Annotated in this window: 17 protein-coding genes; 11 read left to right on the plus strand and 6 right to left on the minus strand. The window is 34.6% G+C overall.

The features are described from left to right. Positions 1-279 precede the first annotated feature (279 nt). On the plus strand, positions 280-2,079 hold the full coding sequence (gene typA / locus AC6I5C_RS07355; protein WP_053975784.1) for a translational GTPase TypA: 1,800 nt from the start codon (positions 280-282) through the stop codon (positions 2,077-2,079). A gap of 84 nt (positions 2,080-2,163) precedes the next feature. Here typA and AC6I5C_RS07360 read toward each other — a convergent pair whose 3' ends face one another. Continuing rightward, entirely contained in the window at positions 2,164-3,321 is a 1,158-nt protein-coding gene (locus AC6I5C_RS07360; protein WP_497904603.1) for a glycosyltransferase family 2 protein, read from the minus strand. Next, on the minus strand, positions 3,305-4,612 hold the full coding sequence (locus AC6I5C_RS07365) for a hypothetical protein (protein ID WP_497904604.1): 1,308 nt from the start codon (positions 4,610-4,612) through the stop codon (positions 3,305-3,307). Before AC6I5C_RS07365 ends, AC6I5C_RS07360 begins: the two co-directional genes overlap by 17 nt. Positions 4,613-4,796: 184 nt before the next feature. Here AC6I5C_RS07365 and AC6I5C_RS07370 point away from each other — a divergent pair, with 184 nt between their 5' ends. From AC6I5C_RS07370 to AC6I5C_RS07395, 6 genes are all read left to right on the plus strand, one after another. Beyond that, complete coding sequence (locus AC6I5C_RS07370; protein ID WP_053977021.1) at positions 4,797-5,030, plus strand: hypothetical protein; 234 nt, start codon at positions 4,797-4,799, stop codon at positions 5,028-5,030. Positions 5,031-5,152: 122 nt separating this feature from the next. Beyond that, positions 5,153-6,103 carry a GNAT family N-acetyltransferase gene (locus tag AC6I5C_RS07375; protein ID WP_497904605.1) on the plus strand — a complete coding sequence of 317 codons (951 nt, stop codon included), beginning with the start codon at positions 5,153-5,155 and terminating at the stop codon, positions 6,101-6,103. Continuing rightward, positions 6,100-7,200, plus strand: a complete 1,101-nt coding sequence (locus AC6I5C_RS07380; protein WP_497904606.1) for a DegT/DnrJ/EryC1/StrS family aminotransferase — start codon at positions 6,100-6,102, stop codon at positions 7,198-7,200. The genes AC6I5C_RS07375 and AC6I5C_RS07380 overlap by 4 nt, the downstream gene beginning before the upstream one ends. Further along, positions 7,201-8,511 (plus strand): O-antigen translocase, encoded by a 1,311-nt coding sequence (locus tag AC6I5C_RS07385; protein ID WP_497904607.1) that lies wholly within the window; start codon positions 7,201-7,203, stop codon positions 8,509-8,511. Positions 8,512-8,522: 11 nt separating this feature from the next. Then, positions 8,523-10,001 (plus strand): oligosaccharide flippase family protein, encoded by a 1,479-nt coding sequence (locus AC6I5C_RS07390; protein WP_497904608.1) that lies wholly within the window; start codon positions 8,523-8,525, stop codon positions 9,999-10,001. Beyond that, positions 9,998-10,768 carry an acyltransferase gene (locus tag AC6I5C_RS07395; RefSeq protein ID WP_497904609.1) on the plus strand — a complete coding sequence of 257 codons (771 nt, stop codon included), beginning with the start codon at positions 9,998-10,000 and terminating at the stop codon, positions 10,766-10,768. Before AC6I5C_RS07390 ends, AC6I5C_RS07395 begins: the two co-directional genes overlap by 4 nt. Here the strand turns inward: AC6I5C_RS07395 and AC6I5C_RS07400 are convergent. Beyond that, positions 10,761-11,900, minus strand: coding sequence for a glycosyltransferase (locus AC6I5C_RS07400; protein WP_497904610.1), 1,140 nt, complete (start codon positions 11,898-11,900; stop codon positions 10,761-10,763). The genes AC6I5C_RS07395 and AC6I5C_RS07400 overlap by 8 nt on opposite strands. Positions 11,901-11,955: 55 nt before the next feature. On the opposite strand from AC6I5C_RS07400, the gene AC6I5C_RS07405 reads away from it, so the two are divergent. Together AC6I5C_RS07405 and AC6I5C_RS07410 are read left to right on the plus strand one after the other, a co-directional pair. Beyond that, entirely contained in the window at positions 11,956-12,798 is an 843-nt protein-coding gene (locus tag AC6I5C_RS07405) for a glycosyltransferase family A protein (RefSeq protein WP_497904611.1), read from the plus strand. Continuing rightward, positions 12,788-13,183 carry a sugar 3,4-ketoisomerase gene (locus AC6I5C_RS07410; RefSeq protein WP_497904612.1) on the plus strand — a complete coding sequence of 132 codons (396 nt, stop codon included), beginning with the start codon at positions 12,788-12,790 and terminating at the stop codon, positions 13,181-13,183. The genes AC6I5C_RS07405 and AC6I5C_RS07410 overlap by 11 nt, the downstream gene beginning before the upstream one ends. Here the strand turns inward: AC6I5C_RS07410 and AC6I5C_RS07415 are convergent. Both AC6I5C_RS07415 and AC6I5C_RS07420 read right to left on the minus strand, forming a co-directional pair. Beyond that, positions 13,150-14,094, minus strand: coding sequence for a glycosyltransferase family 2 protein (locus AC6I5C_RS07415; RefSeq protein ID WP_497904613.1), 945 nt, complete (start codon positions 14,092-14,094; stop codon positions 13,150-13,152). The genes AC6I5C_RS07410 and AC6I5C_RS07415 overlap by 34 nt on opposite strands. Continuing rightward, complete coding sequence (locus tag AC6I5C_RS07420; protein WP_497904614.1) at positions 14,091-14,984, minus strand: glycosyltransferase family 2 protein; 894 nt, start codon at positions 14,982-14,984, stop codon at positions 14,091-14,093. The genes AC6I5C_RS07415 and AC6I5C_RS07420 overlap by 4 nt, the downstream gene beginning before the upstream one ends. Before the next feature lie 95 nt (positions 14,985-15,079). Here AC6I5C_RS07420 and AC6I5C_RS07425 point away from each other — a divergent pair, with 95 nt between their 5' ends. Then, on the plus strand, positions 15,080-15,901 hold the full coding sequence (locus tag AC6I5C_RS07425) for a 2OG-Fe(II) oxygenase (protein ID WP_497904615.1): 822 nt from the start codon (positions 15,080-15,082) through the stop codon (positions 15,899-15,901). Positions 15,902-15,921: 20 nt separating this feature from the next. On the opposite strand, the gene AC6I5C_RS07430 is transcribed toward AC6I5C_RS07425, so the two are convergent. Further along, on the minus strand, positions 15,922-16,605 hold the full coding sequence (locus AC6I5C_RS07430) for a cell division ATP-binding protein FtsE (RefSeq protein WP_053975767.1): 684 nt from the start codon (positions 16,603-16,605) through the stop codon (positions 15,922-15,924). A gap of 257 nt (positions 16,606-16,862) precedes the next feature. On the opposite strand from AC6I5C_RS07430, the gene AC6I5C_RS07435 reads away from it, so the two are divergent. Continuing rightward, positions 16,863-19,889, plus strand: coding sequence for a tetratricopeptide repeat protein (locus AC6I5C_RS07435; RefSeq protein WP_497904616.1), 3,027 nt, complete (start codon positions 16,863-16,865; stop codon positions 19,887-19,889).

A 19,889-nucleotide genomic window follows, 5' to 3' on the forward strand; every position in this document is an offset into this window, starting at 1 on the left:
TTAAGTAGGTGAAGTGATTTATGGTAGGTCATTCTTCTTATAAATATACGTATTGAACCCCTGTTTTTGGATTATTCTAACATAGAATTAACTAAATTAATAAATCTTTAATAGAATGATGGAAGTTTTAAGATGTTTACATTCAATTGGTTGCTTGGATGGTTGGGAGCTAAGTTGAAGACGTTGAAAAATTATATGATAGGATGCTAATAATTAATGATAATTCCTTTTTCCAAAGGAATTTAATGTACCTTTGCACGCTTAAAATAAGGCGTCATTATGGCTAATATTAAAAACATAGCAATTATTGCTCACGTAGACCACGGTAAAACAACCTTGGTTGATAAGATCATGTACCACTGTCAACTGTTTCGCGAAAACGAAAACACAGGAGATCTTATTTTGGATAATAACGATTTGGAACGTGAAAGAGGAATCACCATTACTTCCAAAAACGTGTCCGTAACTTACAAAGACACTAAAATCAATATTATTGATACTCCTGGTCACGCCGATTTTGGTGGAGAAGTAGAGCGTGTTCTTAACATGGCCGATGGTGTGTTGTTGTTGGTAGATGCTTTTGAAGGGCCAATGCCGCAAACAAGATTCGTATTGCAAAAAGCTATTGACCTTGGTTTGAAACCTTGTGTGGTAGTAAATAAAGTAGATAAAGAAAACTGTACTCCGGAAGAAGTTCATGAGAAGGTATTCGACCTGATGTTTGAACTTGGGGCGGAAGAATGGCAGTTGGATTTCCCAACAGTTTATGGTTCGGCGAAAAACAACTGGATGAGTGATGACTGGAAAAACCAGACTGAAAACATCGAACCATTATTGGATATGGTAATCGAACATATTCCTGCACCAAAATTTGATGAAGGAACTACTCAAATGTTGATTACGTCCTTGGATTTCTCAAGCTTTACGGGACGTATTGCTATTGGACGTTTGACTCGCGGTGAATTGAAAGCAGGACAGAACATTTCGTTGGTAAAGCGTGATGGAACTGTGGTTAAAAATAAAATTAAAGAACTTCATGTCTTTGAAGGTCTTGGGCGTGTAAAAGTAGATCACGTACAAACTGGAGATATCTGTGCTATTGTTGGATTAGAAGGTTTTGAAATTGGAGACACTGTTGCCGATTTTGAAAATCCAGAGGCTTTAAAAACCATCGCCATTGATGAGCCAACAATGAGTATGTTGTTTACTATTAACGATTCTCCTTTCTTTGGAAAAGACGGAAAGTTTGTAACATCTCGTCACATTAAAGAACGTTTGACAAAAGAGTTGGAGAAAAACTTGGCCTTACGTGTTCAGGAAACTGATAGTGCCGATAAGTTTTTGGTGTTTGGTCGTGGGGTACTTCACTTATCTGTGTTGATTGAAACCATGCGTCGCGAAGGGTATGAGCTTCAAATTGGACAGCCACAGGTAATCATCAAGGAAATTGATGGTGAGAAATGTGAGCCAGTAGAGGAGATGACCATCGATTTGCCAGAAAACGTTTCTGGTAAGGCAGTTGAATTAGTGACCATGCGTAAGGGAGAAATGTTGAGTATGGAAGCTAAGGGAGATCGTATGGTGATTGAATTTATGGTGCCATCTCGTGGAATTATTGGTTTACGTAATCAATTGTTGACAGCTACAGCAGGTGAGGCTATTATGGCGCACCGCTTTAAAGAATACCAACCTTTAAAAGGAGGAATTCCTGAGCGTCAAAATGGATCGTTGGTATCTATGGAAAAAGGGCAAGCAATTCCTTACTCAATTGATAAGTTACAGGATAGAGGTAAATTCTTTGTAGATCCAGGAGAAGATATTTACGAAGGACAGGTAATTGGAGAAAACTCCCGTCAAGATGATATGACAGTTAACATTACCAAGACGAAAAAATTAAGTAACGTACGTTCGGCTGGAGCGGATGATAAAGCTAGAATTGTACCTGCTATTAAATTCTCTTTGGAAGAAGCCTTGGAATACATCCAAAAGGATGAGTATGTAGAGGTTACTCCCAACCACTTACGTATCCGTAAAATTTTATTGACTGAAGTAGAGCGTAAGCGTAATAAGAATATCTAATATATAGATGCTACAAAACATCATTTTAAAAAGCGAAACCTTTAAAGGTTTCGCTTTTTTTTAGATCGTATTTTTATTTTATAATTAGCGATTATTCTTTAATCCCAATATGCTGAAAAATAGACTGAACAAGATGATTTGAATGCCTAGTAGCATCGTGAAAACTGCAGGTATAATTACTCTTAGAGTATTAGTGGGATTTAAATTCCCGAAGCCTGTGTGTTCCCATATTGACACCCCGTAGAAGCTTAAAATAATTCCCGAAAGGAATACACATCCCCCTAATATCAACCCGCGTTCTAAATTGATATATTTAAATAATTTGTCGTAGCGATTGCTTTTTGGTAACAAACCATTTTCAACTGCATAAATTTTGGTCATACAGTAGAAAACAAAAAATTGAAATCCGATTAATACTGTACTAGAGGTATATAAAAGAGTGTGTATATCAAAAACAACGTCTTTAAAATGAACAGGGTTCATAATGAGTATTAAGGAGCTTAATATGCCAAAAAACATTAGGCATATGGCGGGGTATAAGAAAAGCCAATTTGGGCTATAGAGCGATAAAAACCGTAAATGTCTCCAGCCATCACTCCAAGTTTTTAAATGAGGTTTTCTACTTCTTCCATCAGGATGTAACACTGTTGGAACTTCGGTGATTTTTAGATTTTTCAATTTTGATTTCACAATCATTTCTGATGCAAATTCCATTCCTGGAGTTTTTAGATCCATTTTTTCGAATGCTTCTTTAGAAAAACCTCTTAAACCACAATGAAAATCTCCAATGTCGATTTTGTAAAAGAGCCTTCCTATGAATGATAAAACAGGGTTGCCTAAATACTTGTGGAGAAAAGGCATCGCGCCTTTTTTTATGCCTCCTTTAAATCGGTTACCCATAACTAGATCAGTTCCTTTACGAAGCTCTTTTAAAAAGGGTGAAAGAGATTCAAAGTCATAGCTATCATCGGCATCACCCATGATTATATAGGTGCCTTGGGCAGCTTCAATGCCGCCTTTTAAGGCACTTCCATAACCTTTTTCTTTTACGTTGACAATCTTTGCCTTTAACCTTTCTGCAATCTGAATGGAATCATCAGTACTACCATTGTCAGCAATGATAATCTCCCCGTTTATATTGTTTTTTGAAAAAAACAGGTTCGCTTTATTAATGCAAGTCTCTAAAGTTTCTGCCTCGTTTAGGCAAGGCATAACGATAGATAGTTCAAATGGATTTTTCATTTTTACTAAGGAGCTTAAAAATCAATATAAAAATAAGTAAGATTGAAATGTAGTTGTAAAACAGATATCTCATAATTGAGTGGCTGGCAAATGCTACCAATACTGCATTGGATAGGGTTAGTGAAGAGAAAATAAATAGTAACGCATATTTTTTGTTGTAATTATAAAAAAGTTTAATCGAGCTATAACAGAATACCCCTATAATAAAAAGCAACAAGAAAATAGATTTAAAACCATATTTCATATTTTGGAAATACATTCTAATCCATTGTTGGAAATTAACTTTTATGAGTTTTAGGGTTATGTTTTTTAAAGCTGCTTCTGAATTAAAAAGGGCGTAGGCGTCTTTTTGTTTTTCATCTGTTAGGATGACTTTTTCTTTGAAAAAATTAATAGTTTCTGTATGAATCGTTCTATTGCAAATGGGGGGGACGTGGGTGTGAAAAAAATAATACTTTTCTTTATCCGTAATTGCTTTTTGGTTGGACATTAACAACTTTTTGTCATCAAGCGTTTTAATGCTCCTTAAAAAAATATCCTTTTCTTTTTTGTCTTGGAAGCAATTTGAATTGTCTTCATTGGACACATAAAATGCCAACGCAGATGCATTAACAAACCCATAAGGGGTAGTTTTAAAATATCCATCTTTTAATTTGTGGTAGCTTTTGTCTATTAATATGACAAATATTGGAGCTAAAACAAATAATGACAGTTGCTTTAAAAAGGTAATGCTAAATGGTTTGGTCTTAAGTTGCGATAAAAAAGGAACAATAAAAATGAGTGTAGAGATGATAAATTGTCCTCTCGTTAGGGCTAGTAAAACGTAAGTGCCAATAAAATATATTAAATGTTTAGTATTCTTTTTGATAGTAATATCCAGGGCTAGGATTAAGAATAGTAAATAAAAGGAATAGCTTAACCCCTCAGGGCATATGTTGTTAGCTACTGAAAGAGGAGGAAAAAAGGGAAATAATAGTAAAGCGAATATTATTGATCTTTCTGGTAGGTTTAGCTGAAGTATACTCGAAATTTTTTTTATAAATATAAAAACGGATAACAGTCCCATTAAAACTTGTATGAGGACAATTGAAAAATCGAAAAGTGATTTATTGGGAATCACATTCGAAAGTGCTTTTAAAAAAATAACATACAAAGGATGTCTTTGAGGCATCGCTCTTAAAAATGAATAAGTATCGGGGGAATATATGGCAGGTTTTGAAAGAACAAAAACTAAAACAGTTGTAAACAGGATTGAAATAACTAAATTTTCTTTTGTGAGCTTTTTGGGCATTATCATAAATCCAGAGGTGGTTTGTAGTGATCTTTGATCACAAATAGTGAGCTAGAGCAAAAGTAGAATGAATAATCAAAACTTTAAATTTAAAGATGAAATACTTTTAAGTGGTTTTTTGAAAGGTTGTATAGGTGTTTAATACTCAACTTTTTTCACTATCTTAAACAATCAATTTAAGATTATGGAATTTTTGGGAGTGAGCTTTACTGAATGGGTGGGTTATCTGGCCTCAGCTGGATTGTTACTGTCTTTTACCATGAAGGATTTGGTTAAGTTGCGCATTATTAATTCCGTTGGGTGTGCACTGTTTGTAATTTATGGGTTTATGTTGCAGACAGCATGGCCCATTATCGTGACCAACGCTGCAATTCTGCTTATCAACCTTTATTATTTATTCTTCAAAAGGAAAACTTAAATTCTACAAAGGTCCGTTAACTAAGCCATCGAAATAATATTATCTTTGAAAAGTGTTATGAGTAGTCATGCAATAAGCGTGATTTTCGAGTTTTAGGACCCTTGAACTAACCAAACAAAGATTTGAAATTTACCGTAAGATTATATACTCCAAACGACTTCGATGTTTGGAATAATTTTGTTGCTAAGGCAAAAAACACCACTTTTTTGTTCCATAGAAATTTTATGGAATATCATAGTGATAGGTTCCATGATTTTTCTCTTTTGGTATTTAAGCACGGTGTTCTAAAAGCTCTGTTACCGGGAAATAGAGTCGGGGAAGTATTGCATTCACATCAGGGTTTGACTTTTGGAGGATTACTTTTGGAACCCAATATTGGTTTTGAGCAGGTAAACGAGATGATAAGTGCCATTTTGGAGTTTTTGCCAAAACAAGGGGTAAAACAGTTTAATGTGAAAACTTTGCCTTCTTTTTATTGCAAATCGGCAGCCAATGAAATGACTTTTATGCTTCAAAATAAAGGAGCAAGTTTAGTCAAGACATTTATGGTATTGGCCGTTGATTATGCTCATCCTTTATCAATTCACAAAACGAAGCTTAAGCATTACAAACGAAATAGTGATATGAAGTTTGTAATTAAAGAAAGCACAGACTTTTCTCTGTTCTGGAACGAAGTATTACAGCCACGTTTACAAAGTAAGTTTGATACAAAGCCCGTACATAGTTTAGAAGAGATTCAGTTGTTAAGGGAGAGGTTTCCTGATAATATTAGGCAATTTGATATTTTTTATGAGGATAGAATTTTGGCTGGAATCACCATATTTGAGAATGAATTGGTCGTAAAATCGCAATATGGAGCAACTACCAAAGAAGGTGAAAAATTACGGGCATTTGATTATTTGTTCATACACTTAATAAAACATTTCCAAGAAAAAGGGAAACACTATTTTTCTATGGGAACCGTTATGGATGATAGCTTCGAACAAGGCTATAATCCGGGGCTCTTAAAACAAAAGGAAGAGTTGGGGTGTAATCTTTATCTTCAGGAAATATATAGTTTGAAATTAGCATGATTAAATTTCTAGATCTACATAAAATAAATGCCGAATATGAGAAGAAATTCAACTTTGAATTTCAACAGTTTTTAGATACAGGCTACTATATTTTAGGAAATGGCGTTGAACAGTTTGAAGCTAATTTCGCTGAATATTGTGGTGCCAAACATTGTGTAGGAGTTGGAAATGGATTGGACGCACTTACCCTGATTTTTAAGGGCTATTTGGAATTGGGGAAACTAAAGGATGGTGATGAAGTTATTGTGCCTGCTAATACATATATCGCCAGTATATTGTCAGTCTTGCATGCTGGTTTGATTCCTGTTTTTGTGGAGCCAGATAGAAATACCTATAATATTTCAGTTGAGGAAATTGAAAAGCACTTATCTCCTAAAACAAGAGCTATTTTGGTTGTGCATCTTTACGGCCAATTAGCAGAGATGGATGCTATTATTTCTTTGGCAAGTGACAAAGGTTTGTTGATAGTTGAGGATGCCGCACAGGCACATGGTGCGGTCAATTCAAAAGGTATAAAAGCTGGAAATTTGTCAGATGCCGCTGGATTTAGCTTTTATCCAAGTAAAAATCTTGGAGCTTTGGGTGATGCTGGTGCGGTGGTTACTAATGACTCGGAGTTGGCAAAGTGTATTTCTGCTTTAAGAAATTATGGCGGATTGCAGAAGTATGTCAATGAATATGTGGGCTTCAATAGCCGAATGGACGAATTGCAGGCCATGTTTTTAAATGCCAAACTCCCAAATTTAGATAGGGATAATGAAAAACGTCGTAGTGTTGCTCGTCGATATTCTGCCGAGATCAATAATTCAAAAATAAAGTTGCCTTTTTATGATGGAAGTGATAACCATGTGTTCCATGTGTTTGTGGTAGAGGTTGAAAATAGAGATCATTTTTCAAAATACCTGGATGATAACGCCATTGGTTGGTTAATTCACTACCCAACGCCGCCGCATCGTCAAAAAGCCTTGATAAATTTTTGTAACTTGTCACTCCCATTAACCGATCAAATACATCAAAAAGTGATAAGTATCCCGATGAGCCCCGTTATGGAGGATAAAGAGGTAAGCCGTGTAATTGATATCTTAAATGCCTACTAATTGAGAAAGTTACTGCACTATATCAATACAAAGGTTTTATTTAAGGTAGCCCATTTAAATTCCGCTACAATCATTACCAAAATTTTGGCGGGAATTGTTACTTCCAAGGCAATTGCCATTTTTATTGGTGTAGAAGGTTTGGCACTTATTGGAAACATTAGAAACTTCTTAAGTGCAGTTCAATCATTTTCTATTTTAGGGTTTTACAAGGGGTTGGTGAAGTATATCGCCGAATTCAAAAACGATGCGGTTAAACTTAGTCAAACATTGTCTTCGGCCTATTATTTTGGATTTATAGCCACGATGCTCATTGCATTTATTTGCTATTATAATGCAGATGCTATCAATGATTTTTTGTTTTCGTCCATTCATAATTACGCTTATATCATAAAAATCATGGCTCTTGCACTGCCGTTCTATTCGCTGAATATGTTCAGCTTTTCTATTATGAACGGATTTTCCAAATACAAGATCCTTCTTATCATTAATATTATTGGTCAAATTTTAGGGTTACTGGTAACCTTGCTGCTGATTTACCAAAATAACATTGACGGTGCGTTGATTTCTGCAGTAATAGCACCTTCATTGATATTCTTGATAACATTTGTGGGCTTTATGAACCAGAGAAGTTTGGTAGGTTCTATCAAAATTACCAATGTCAATTTTGAAATTCTAAAGAAATTCAGTCCGTTTACTTTAATGGCTTTGGTGTCTACTTTTGCCTTGCCTTTGGTGTCAATTCTTATTAGAAATTATATTATAGATAAAGTTGGTCTGAAGGAGGCTGGGTATTGGGAAGCCATGAACCGGATTTCGGATTATTATTTAATGTTCGTCAATTCTCTTATGTCACTTTATATTTTGCCAAGGTTTAGTGAAATTGATAATAAGTCGGAGTTCAGGGCTGAAGTTTTTAGTTTCTATAAATCTATAATTCCAGTCTTCGGATTAGGATTGGTGTCTATTTATTTTTTAAGGTCTTTTTTAATTGATATTATTTTTTCAGAAGAATTTCAGCCTGTGGAAGGCTTGTTTTTATGGCAGTTGTTGGGCGATTTTGTCAAGGTGCTTTCCTTCGTCATAGCCTTTCAGTTTCTGGCCAAGAAAATGTTTACCCACTTCATTATTATCCAATTGTTCCTAGTGGTGATGCTGTATTTTTCCAGTGTTTACTTGATTGATGATTTTGGGGTAAAGGGCGCGGTAATGGGGCATTTTGCGAGTTATTTAATGCATTATGGAGTGATATTGTTGATGTTTGGAAGTTCTCTTTTTGGTATTGTTACCGATAAAAATGGAAATGGTATTTAGGATTATTACTAATGTCTACTACTAAAAGATCATATCAACAAATTCTAAAAGCTACATCTATTTTTGGGGGTGTACAGGTTATGAATATTGTTATTTCTTTGATTAGGTCTAAATTCGTGGCTATTTGGTTAGGTCCCTTGGGGATGGGGATCATTGGACTTTTGAATAGTTCTCTAAATATTATTAGTGAATTTTCAAAGATGGGGATTGATACTACAGCGGTTAGGGAAATTTCAATAGCAAATGAAGAGTCTGATAAAAGAAGAGTTGTATTCGCGGTTGGAGTAATCAACCGGATACTCTGGATTACTGGGCTTTTAGGAATGGTTTTAACTATACTGCTATCTCCAATTTTAAGTAAGCTAGCGTTTGGTGACTATAAACATACATTGGCTTTTGTTTGGGTTTCAGTGAGTTTGCTATTTCAACAATTAGCTCAGGGACATTTGGCAATACTTCAAGGATTTAGGGAGTTGAAGAGTTTGGCAAAAGCTAGTCTTTATGGCAATTTGTTAGGATTAATACTATCTCTTCCATTATACTATTATTTTCAAATAGATGCCATTGTGCCAACAATTATAGCTTCTTCGTTGTTGGCCTTATTAATTAGTAGGGCCTATTTAAAAAATATTGAAAGAACTAATATTAGGCTCGGCTATAGACAGGTTATAAAAGAAGGGAAACACATGCTTAAACTTGGCTTTATGATAAGTTTAAGGGGGTTGATTACATTATTTACAGCTTATTTAATACAGGTGTTTATTAGTTATTATGGAGGTGTTGATGAGGTTGGATATTATATGGCAGGGTATATGATTATTAATTCCTATGTTGGGATTATATTTAAAGCAATGAGAACTGATTATTTCCCTCGTTTATCTGCCATTATTCATGATAGAACTCAAATGAATATGATAGTTTATCAACAGGCTATTATCGCAATTCTTATAATAACTCCTATCATACTTATTTTTTTAATCGCTATTCCATTGATTATAAACATGTTGTATTCTAAGCAGTTTTTGGTGATTGAAGGGTATTTGAGTTGGGCTATTTTGGCAACATTATTTCAGGCCTTATCATGGTCTATTGGGTATGTAATATTGGCAAAAGGTGATTCAAAACTATTTATAAAAACAGCCATATTTTTTAATGTTTTGTTTTTTTGTATGGAGATTGCTGGGTATCATTTTTGGGGGCTAACAGGAATGGGGATTGCACTTCTTGTATATTATTTTTTTCATTTTATAGGTGTCTTTTTTATTACAAAGGTAAGCTATGGTTTATCTTTGCCTAAAGGACTCTATTTAATTTTTTTATATTCAATTGTTTTATGTGCAATGTCAGTCATTTTTAGCGTTTTTTCTCCATTTTTGAAGTACACATTGATGACATTAATAGCATTTATTTCTGCAATATTTAGTCTAAACGAATTGGATAAACGAATTGGATTGATAGAATATATAAAGCATTTTTTACATAAGAAATGATAAAAATTTTAAAAAGAATAATCATTCCATTTAGAATTGTTTATAAGATGCAAGCATCCTTTTTTTCTGTAAACTGGATCAAGACATTATATTTTAATTTTAAAATGTTTCCGATTCAAACAGCTAAAAAATTGCCGGTGTTTTTTTATGGTCCTGTTAAGTTTTCAAAATTAACAGGAAAGTTTATTATTGATGCCCCTGTAGAACGAGGAATGATTGGTTTCGGTCAGCCTTATGAGATGACGACAAAAGGCATTGGAATATCGGAAATTGTTTTAAGGGGAAAAATAATATGTAAGGGTAGGGTTCAGTTTGGAAAGGATTATTTTATCTTGGTAGATAGCGAAGCTGTTTTGAGTTTAGGAAATATGGCTAGTATGGCCAGTATGGCTAAGCTAATTTGTACTCATAGAATTACATTTAATGATTTTACAAGAATTGGGTCAGAATCGGAAGTAATAGATACGGATTTTCATCAAATGGTTAATCTTGAAACCAATGAAAAATACCCGATCAATAGGCCTATAATTTTAGGTGCGTATAATTATATTGGAAGGAGGGTTTTAATTTTTAAAGGTACTGTTACTCCAGATTATTGTACTGTGGCTTCAAGTACTTTGTGTAACAAAAACTACTCAGGGTTGGGAGGAAATGTTCTTATAGGAGGGATTCCTGCTAAATTATTGAAAACACAGATTTCAAGGGATTGGCAAGGCGAGCATGAAAGGATGATGCGCCATCTAACTAAACGGTCTTTGTTCAGTTAGTCTCCCACGTTTCGAGATATCTCTTAGCTACTTCAATATAATTATGTTCTTTCTCAATGAATGCTCTTGCATTTTTACTAATTGTAATGATATTCTCTGGATTTAAAATGAGCCATTCTAGTTTCTTAACTAAATACTGAATATCAGGTAAGGCATTAATAACTACCATGTTTTCTTTTAGATTGTAATAATCTAACCACTCTTGTTCTGCTCCCGTAAATACTACTTTGCCTTTTGCCATAGCTTCAAGGGCATTGTAGCCCTGATCATAAGCATATACCATATCTAGTAGTATATGACATTCGTTATAATGTTTAATGTATTCCTTGTATGGGAGGCTATGGGTAATTTTGATTTCAACTTTATCACTATATTTTTCGTCTATAATTTTTAGGGCTTCAGAAAAAAAATGGTTTCCTTTTTTGATGGCAGAATTGGTGTTGATACCATGAAATATTTTGATTTTTCCATCTATTTTCAGGGGGGCATATTTAATAATGTCGTTATTGATGGGGTTGGGGATTAGTCCCAAATATTTTTCCTTTTCTTTTAGGGGAATGTGATAATCCATGTCAGTAGAAATAACCCCGTTGAAATTTTTTGAAATAAAGTCATGCAACTTTTTATATCTACTGTCAAGAAACTGAAGTTGAAATTTGAATTCATTTTTTAAAGCAGGATTGTTTAAATAGGGGGTCATTACGCTGTATTTAAACCCTCCGTTCATGATGTGAGAAATGCAATAGTGGTCATAGCTACAAGATAATAAGAATGTTTTTTTACCTTTCTGAAGAAATAATTTTATTAATTTAATTTCAATTTCTGGTAAAAGCTGGAAAGTAGATTGATTTATGAATTGAATGACATCAAATGAATCTAGTATTTTAATCTGCTTTTTTGCTTTATGGTATACCTCCAAACCCCCTAGATCAATACCCGAAAATTTATATAGTGCAACTTTTAATTTATGTAAAAACCAATTTTGGAAAGAGTGGTTGATATAGATGTCTACAGGATAGTCTTTAAAGCCATCTTTGTTTCCCATTAAGATAACTTCATGCCCTAATTTTGTAAGTCCTTCTTTTAGAGAGTTGTGAAGCCTACTAAATTCTCCCACCAATAATATTCGCATAAAACAATTACATTTGTTTCAAAAATATTAAATCGCATTAGTTTTAAAACCATTTATGGAAATTAAATCTCCAATTATTGAAATTCTTATCTCGACAGTTAACCGAACGTCATTAGAGTTTTTAACTCAAATGTTTAAGAATAATAACCATAGAGATTTCAAGATTTTAATTGTAAATCAATCAAATGGTGAGCAGTTGCTTTTTTCCAAATATGACCATATCAAAGTTATTAACAGTGTAGGGTTTGGGGTTCCTAAAAGCAGAAATTTAGCCATAAAAAATGCTACTGGTGATATTTGTTTGATGGCTGATGATGATATAGTTTATGAACGAAACCTAAGAGAGGTTATTTTAGAGGCATATTTAAAAAATCCATATGCACAAATGATTTCTTTTGAAGCTTTAAATGAGGAAGGGAAAGCTTATACCAATTATTACAAGGAAGGAGTGCATAATAAAAAGACTCTATCAAAAATTTATACGTGGGTAATATCCTTTGATAGGAAGGCTTATAAAAAATATGGAATATATTATAATCGTCATTTTGGTTTTGGAGCAGAATTTGAAGGTTGTGAAGAATATGTTTTTTTAAGAAATGCTTATGATAAAGGAATTAAAATGATCCATGTCTCAAAGAAAATCGTAAGTCATCCTAATTTGACTTCCGGTAAGATGATGGGAAGTGATAGTGCATTTTCTGCAAGAACGGTTTCGAAGTATCGTTTCATTGGGGATTTAAGTTACCTTTGGCTGTTGAAATATACTGTGTTTATGTGGAAGGACAGGTATATTGGTTTTGGAGAAATGCCTAGAAAATTTGCCATAGGGTTAAAGGCAATAAAAAAATATAAAGCTTTAAAAGCTTCTGGAGAGATAGATAAAATATATGAACATTAAAATTATAGACATTCCTAAAATTGAAGATCCTAGGGGTAATCTTTCAGTAATAGAAAAGGATTGCATTCCTTTTAAGATAAAGCGGGTTTATTATTTATATGATGTGCCGAGCGCGGCTTATCGAGGTGGGCATGCGCATAAAGAACAATATGAATTTTTGGTAGCTCTAAGTGGAAGTTTTGAAGTGGTTTTGGATAATGGAGCAACTAAAGAGAAGGTTATGCTTAATAAACCTAATAAAGGACTTCTAATTCCATTAGGGATGTGGAGGGAACTCGAGAATTTTTCTTCAGGAGCTGTATGTTTGGTATTGGCTTCGGATGAGTTTGATGAGCAGGATTATATAAGAGATTATAAGGAGTTCTTGTCTTTTAAAGGTTTATAGTAAAGCTTTATGCCTTTCACAGATTTGATGTAAAGGAGTAATTTTAGAATATTTCTAGGAGCAAACAATAAAATGCGTTGTTGAGCTTTTAGGTTTTTGAGAGAAATATCATTTTTATAGAACCTGAAACGGTCATTGTTATTCTGTAGTTTGCTTAAAATAGCCATTGAAAATCTATTTCTGTCTAATAATTTCTTTAAGTGGCTATTGTCTAATTCTTCAATTTTAAACTTATCAAATTTTGGTTTGCCTTCTAAATCAAAATTAGTGTTGGATAAACTTTTGTAATCATAAAGGTAGCTGACCAAAATATCGCTTATAAATACTATGGGATAATGAATGCCCATTCTTATCCACATATCCGTGTCTTCTCCTGTTGTTAATTTGCGGTCAAAAAATCCAATTTTGTATAGAATATCTTTTTGGAATACACTACTGGAGCTGTGTAAAATTGGCTGATTCAGACTGTTTTTGAAATAATCTAAAACCATTGGTTCAGTTGATTTCTTGAAACAATATTGAGCAGGTACAGTCTTATTTCGATATTTAAAAGAAATAGCTGCAGAAAAAATAGACTGATTGGGATAAGCTTGGATCGTATTATATATTGTTGAAAGGAAATTTGGATTCCATAAATCATCAGCGTCCAAAAGAGCAATGTATGGAGCAGAGGCCGTTTCTATGCCTGTATTTCGGGCTATGGATACACCTTCATTTTTTTTGTTAATTAATTTTATTCTGCCATCTCCGAGGAAATTTACTATTTCAGCACTATTGTCAGTGGAGCCGTCGTTTACTACAATTACCTCAAAATTTGTAAATGTTTGGTTAATAACGGATTTTAAGGTATTCTTTATATGTTTCTCTTTATTGTAAAGAGGAATGATTACTGAAAAAAAAGGTGATGTCATGTCTTATTTAAATCTTTGTAACACATATAAGTAATTCTATACACCTGTAATAAAGATATAGAAGGGTTACCGCTTGTTAAATTTTTTCTAAGGCTTTTTCTATTTAGCTTAAACAAATAAGCAAAGGTATAGTTGAGTTTAAAGCGTTTAAGTAAGGAAAATAAAACAATTAAATTATTGTCATTGCTTGCAATTTTTTGATTTTTAATTAAATAGAGCAATGTGTCTGTGGCCTCTTCCTTTTTTTGTAGATAAGTATTGCTGTTTTCCAATCCTAAATGGTAAACTTCGTTGTTGATATGAACAACTTTTGTATTCATGTCCTTGAGTAAAGAACCAAAATACTTGTCAAAACCATATCTGTTGGGAGACATTTTTGAGTTTACTTTTGAAAATATAGTTTTCTTAATTAAAAAATTAGCGGAAACTATATTTCTGAAAGGATTTTTACTTCTGGTTTTGGCATTTACTTCTTCATTGGAAATGCCATATTTCCATCGTAACATATATTCAGGAAGAGGCTTTTCTCTTTTATAGGTAATGCCACCATAAATGGCTTCAGAACCTAAAGGTATAGCATCTAAGTATTCCTGGATAAAGCTGCTCTTTTTGGGCATGACATCGGCATCTAAAAATAAAAGCCAATCATGCTCGGCGGAATCGCATAAAACCTGTCTAGCTTTGGTTCTTCCAAGATTGGTGTTTGAAATTAGCTGTCTAGTATTATTAAAATTCTCTATGGCTCTATTCTTTTCAATGAAGTCATTATTTGAACCATCTTCCAAGCACAAAATTTCAAAAGCAATATTTGCAACTTTCAATTGGTTGTAAAGGGCTTCTACGAGTTCAAATACAGCGTAATTATATGTGGGTATGAGTACGGAAAGCATTCTTGAAAATAATGCTCAAAAATACATTTTTTAATCCATCTCACAGGGCTTTTTGTGAAAAGGTGTAAATTGCGATGTTTTTTAAAATACTTTTAATGGAAGCTCTTTCATCAAGCGATATTTCTAAATTAATTTACGATAAAATAAATAGCGAAAAGGAACATCTTATGTCGTGCTATAATAGCACGAAGTCTGGAATTGGATATTTTTATATCGATGATTTATTACCAGAAGAGCTAGCTAAACAATGCTATGATGTGTTTCCTGATTCTTCAGAAATGAGAGAGTTGAAGAGCTTAAGGGAATATAAGCATGTATCTGCCCAGATGAACCAGCACAATCCCCTTTTGGAGAAAGTTATTTACGCATTTCAAGAAAAAAATATTGTGGAGTTGGTAGGGGAAATCTGTGGCGCTCCTTCGCTATTTGCGGATGAGTCTTTGTATGCTGGGGGTATATCTTTGATGGCTCAAAACAATTTTTTACACCCACATCTAGATAATTCACATGATGCCGAAAGAGAGCGTTGGAGAGTATTTAACTTGTTGTATTATGTTACCCCAGGATGGGAAACTGACTTTGGAGGTCATTTAGAACTTTGGCCAAATGGACCAAAAAAGGAGCCTTTAGTTGTAGAGAGCAAGTTTAACAGGCTTGTTGTTATGGCCACTCATGACACTTCTTGGCACTCTGTAAATAAAGTGACGGTAGACAAGAGCAGATGTTGCATTTCGAATTATTTTTTTAGTGATACGCCCCTGAAAACTACAGATAAATTCCATGTCACTAAGTTTAAGGGAAGACCAGAAAATAAGTTCACAAATATTGTATTGGATGTAGATTCCAATTTAAGAATGATGTTGCGAAAATTGTTCAAGAAAGGTGTGAGGAAGAATCCTCACATCTATAAGAAGTAAATGAAGCGATATCTCAATAACTAACCCCTGCGCTGCACCACTTCAAAAACCTTATTCTCGTCACATTTTAAGGTCTTGCTTGGGTATTTCAAAAGCAAGGCATAGTCGTGTGTAGCCATAAGGATGGTGTTGCCATTTTTGTTGATTTCACGCAGCACTTCCATTACCTCAATGCTGGTTTGAGGATCTAGGTTTCCAGTAGGCTCATCGGCAAGGATAAGTTCTGGTTCGTTCAATAAGGCCCTTGCAATGGCAATGCGTTGTTGTTCTCCACCGGAAAGCTCATGAGGAAATTTAAACCCTTTGGTCTTCATACCTACTTTGTCCAATACTTTTTCAATGCGTTCCGTGATTTCATTTTTGTTTTTCCACCCCGTTGCTTTTAAAACAAATTCCAAATTACCATTGATGGTTCTATCTGGTAGTAATTTGAAATCCTGAAATACAATTCCAAGCTTGCGGCGTAGGAAAGGAATGTCCTTTTCCTTTAGCGTTCTCAAGTCAAAATCCACGATGGAGCCCTCCCCTTTGGTAAGTTCCAAATCGCCATAAAGCGTTTTCATAAAACTACTTTTTCCGCTTCCGGTTTTTCCAATTAAATACACAAAATCACCCTTGTGCATTTCAAAATTCACATTGCTGAGCACCATATTTTCTCCTTGGAAAATAGAGGCGTCTTTTAATTGTAAAACCATTTCGGACATCTTGTAGTGGGGTATTTTTTAAGCGTTGTAAATGTATTGTTTTAAAATTCAAAATTCAAATTTTATGTTTTGCAAAGTCTATGGGCTGAATATCAACTCGAATTCGTCAAACAGAAAATTGTAATTATTCAAAAATGTAAGGGCTTAGCTTCTTTTTGTAAACGTAATTTTTAATAAATCCGTTTATAATTATACGTAAAATCCGTCGTTATAGTATAAGGATTCATTTATCTTTGAACATCAAAAAAACGAACTTAATGGCTCACAAAAAAATAATCACTTTAGCAAGCTTTGCGATGCTAAACGTTTATATACAAGCACAGGAATCTTCAATTTACACCAACGATTTGGTGGATTACCAAAAAGCCCTCACACTTTACAACAACAAACAGTACCAAGCTTCCCAAACATTGTTCGATCAGGTCAAGGACCAGTCGGGTAATGAGCAGGTGGAATCGGATTGTGCCTATTACATCGCCAATTGTGCGGTACGATTAAACCAAAAGAATGCTGATTTTTTAATGCAGCAGTTTGTGGACAATTACCCTACGAGCACCAAGCGTAATACGGCATTTTTGGATGTGGCGGATTACTATTTCGCAAACGGTAAATATTCGTATGCACGGAAGTGGTACGAGCGTGTGGAAGAAAACAGCATTTCGCGTACAGAGCGCGATCGTTTCTATTTCAACTACGGGTATTCCTTGTATTCAACTAAGGAAGAAGTGGAAGCTCAAAAGTATTTGAACCGTGTGGTCAATTCAAAAACATACGGGTCACAAGCCAAGTATTATATTGGTTATATGGCTTATGAAGGGGATGATTATGATACCGCGAATGAATATTTTGATCAAGTTAGCGACCAAGAAGGTTACAAAGAAAAACTTTCCTATTACCAAGCGGATTTAAATTTTAAATTAGGAAACTTTGAAAAAGCCATTGAACTAGCCAAAGCCCAAATGGCAAAAGGGAATCGGGATGAAGTGTCTGACCTTTCCAAAATCATTGGGGAGAGTTATTTCAATTTGGGTCAATATGATCAAGCCATTACTTATTTAAAGGCTTATAAAGGCAAAAAAGGCAAGTGGACAAATACAGATTACTATCAGTTGGGCTATGCTTATTACAAGCAAAATGATTTTGAAAGTGCAATTTCAGAGTTCAATAAAATTATAGACGGAACAAATAGTGTGGCGCAAAATGCCTATTATCATTTAGGTGAAAGCTACATCAATTTGGATAAAAAGCAGGAAGCCTTGAATGCTTTCAGGAATGCATCTCAAATGGATTTCGATTTGAAAATTCAAGAAGATGCTTGGTTGAATTATGCCAAGATCAGTTATGAAATTGGAAATCCTTATCAATCCGTGCCGCAGGTATTGACAGGTTATCTGGAAAAATATCCTAATACAGCTTACAAGGAAGAGGTGGAGACTTTATTGATTGACTCTTATATCACTTCAAAAAATTACGAAGAGGCTTTGGAGCTTTTGAAAGGAAAGCGCAGCTTCGAAAATAGGGTAGCGTATCAAAAAGTGACCTTTTACCGCGGAATTGAAATGTACAACGAGGCTAAGTATAACGAGGCTAAAGGTATGTTCTCCAGTTCGGCTCAAGAAGCTAAAGACTCTGTGTTTACCGCTAGGGCTATTTACTGGAAAGCAGAAACAGATTACTTGCTGAATAATTTCAACGATGCACTTATTGGCTTTAAGCAATTTTTACAACAGGCAGAGGCCGACAATGTACCAGAAATGGAACATATAGATTACAACTTGGCCTATACCTATTTCAAACTGAAAAATTATCCGAAGTCTACAGAGCATTTTCAAGAATTTATCAACGCAAATAAAGAGGACAAATTAAGAGTAAATGACGCTTACCTAAGACTTGGTGACGGTTATTTTGTGTCTAGCGATTACAGCAATGCCATTGCTGCTTATGATAAGGCGATTGCTCTTAAAGTTTTGGAGTCGGATTATCCGTTTTTCCAGAAGGCGATGAGTTATGGCTATTTAGGACAAGGTTCCAAAAAAATCCAGGAGCTCAATGCTTTTATCAATGGCTATCCTAAATCTTCGTTACGTGATGATGCTATGTACGAATTGGCCAATTCTTATGTAAAGGCAGGTGAAACCGATAAGGCTATGGCCATGTACGATAGATTGAATTCAGATTATAAAAACTCGGTTTTTGTTTCGAAATCATTATTGCGTCAAGGGTTGTCTTACTACAATACCAATGACAACAATAGGGCCTTGACCAAGTTTAAAACAGTGGCCAAAGATTTTCCGAATTCGGAAGAAGCGGTGCAGGCGGTTGCCACAGCGCGTTTGATTTATATTGATTTGGGACGTGTAGACGAATATGCTGAATGGGTAAGAACTCTAGATTATATTGATGTCTCCGATGCCGAGTTGGACAACACTTCATACTTAGCTGCCGAAAAGCAGTATTTGGATAATAATTCTGAAAAAGCCATCAAGCAATTCAATACCTACTTGACGGAATTTCCGAATGGGATTCACGCCTTGAAATCACATTTCTATTTGGCAGAACTGTATACCAAAAAGGATTTGCCAGAGAATGCCCAATCTCATTATGAATATGTGGTGGACAAACCGAAAAATGAATACACCGAGCAGGCCATGGTAAAGCTTTCCGAAATTTATTTGAATACCTCTCAATTGGATGAGGCCATTCCCTTGTTGAAGCGTTTGGAAACCGAAGCGGATTATCCTCAAAATATCACTTATGCGCAATCCAACTTAATGAATGCGTACTACAAGCAGGAAAAGTATTCCGAAGCGGTAAGTTATGCCGAAAAAGTATTGTCGAATTCCAAAATTGACAATAAGGTGAAAAGTGATGCCCAGATTATTATTGCGCGTTCGGCTATTAAAACTGGGGATGAAGCCAAGGCTAAAACGGCCTATGCCAATGTTGAAAAGATAGCAACAGGTTCTTTGGCGGCAGAGGCACTTTATTATAATGCCTATTTCAAAAACAAGGAAGGGCAGTTTGAAGCTTCCAACGCAACGGTTCAACAGTTGGCCAAAGATTACTCCAGCTACAAATATTACAGTGCTAAAGGTTTGGTGATCATGGCCAAAAACTTCTATGCTTTGGATGATGCTTTCCAAGCCACTTATATTTTGGAAAGTGTTACCAAGAATTTTGTAGAGTTTGATGATGTTGTGCAAGAAGCCCAAGAGGAATTGAACAAGATCAAAACCGAACAGGCCAAGACCAATTCATCGGTAATTTCAGAACCAGGCAACTAA

The organism is Mangrovimonas sp. sgz306409, from assembly GCF_059735265.1.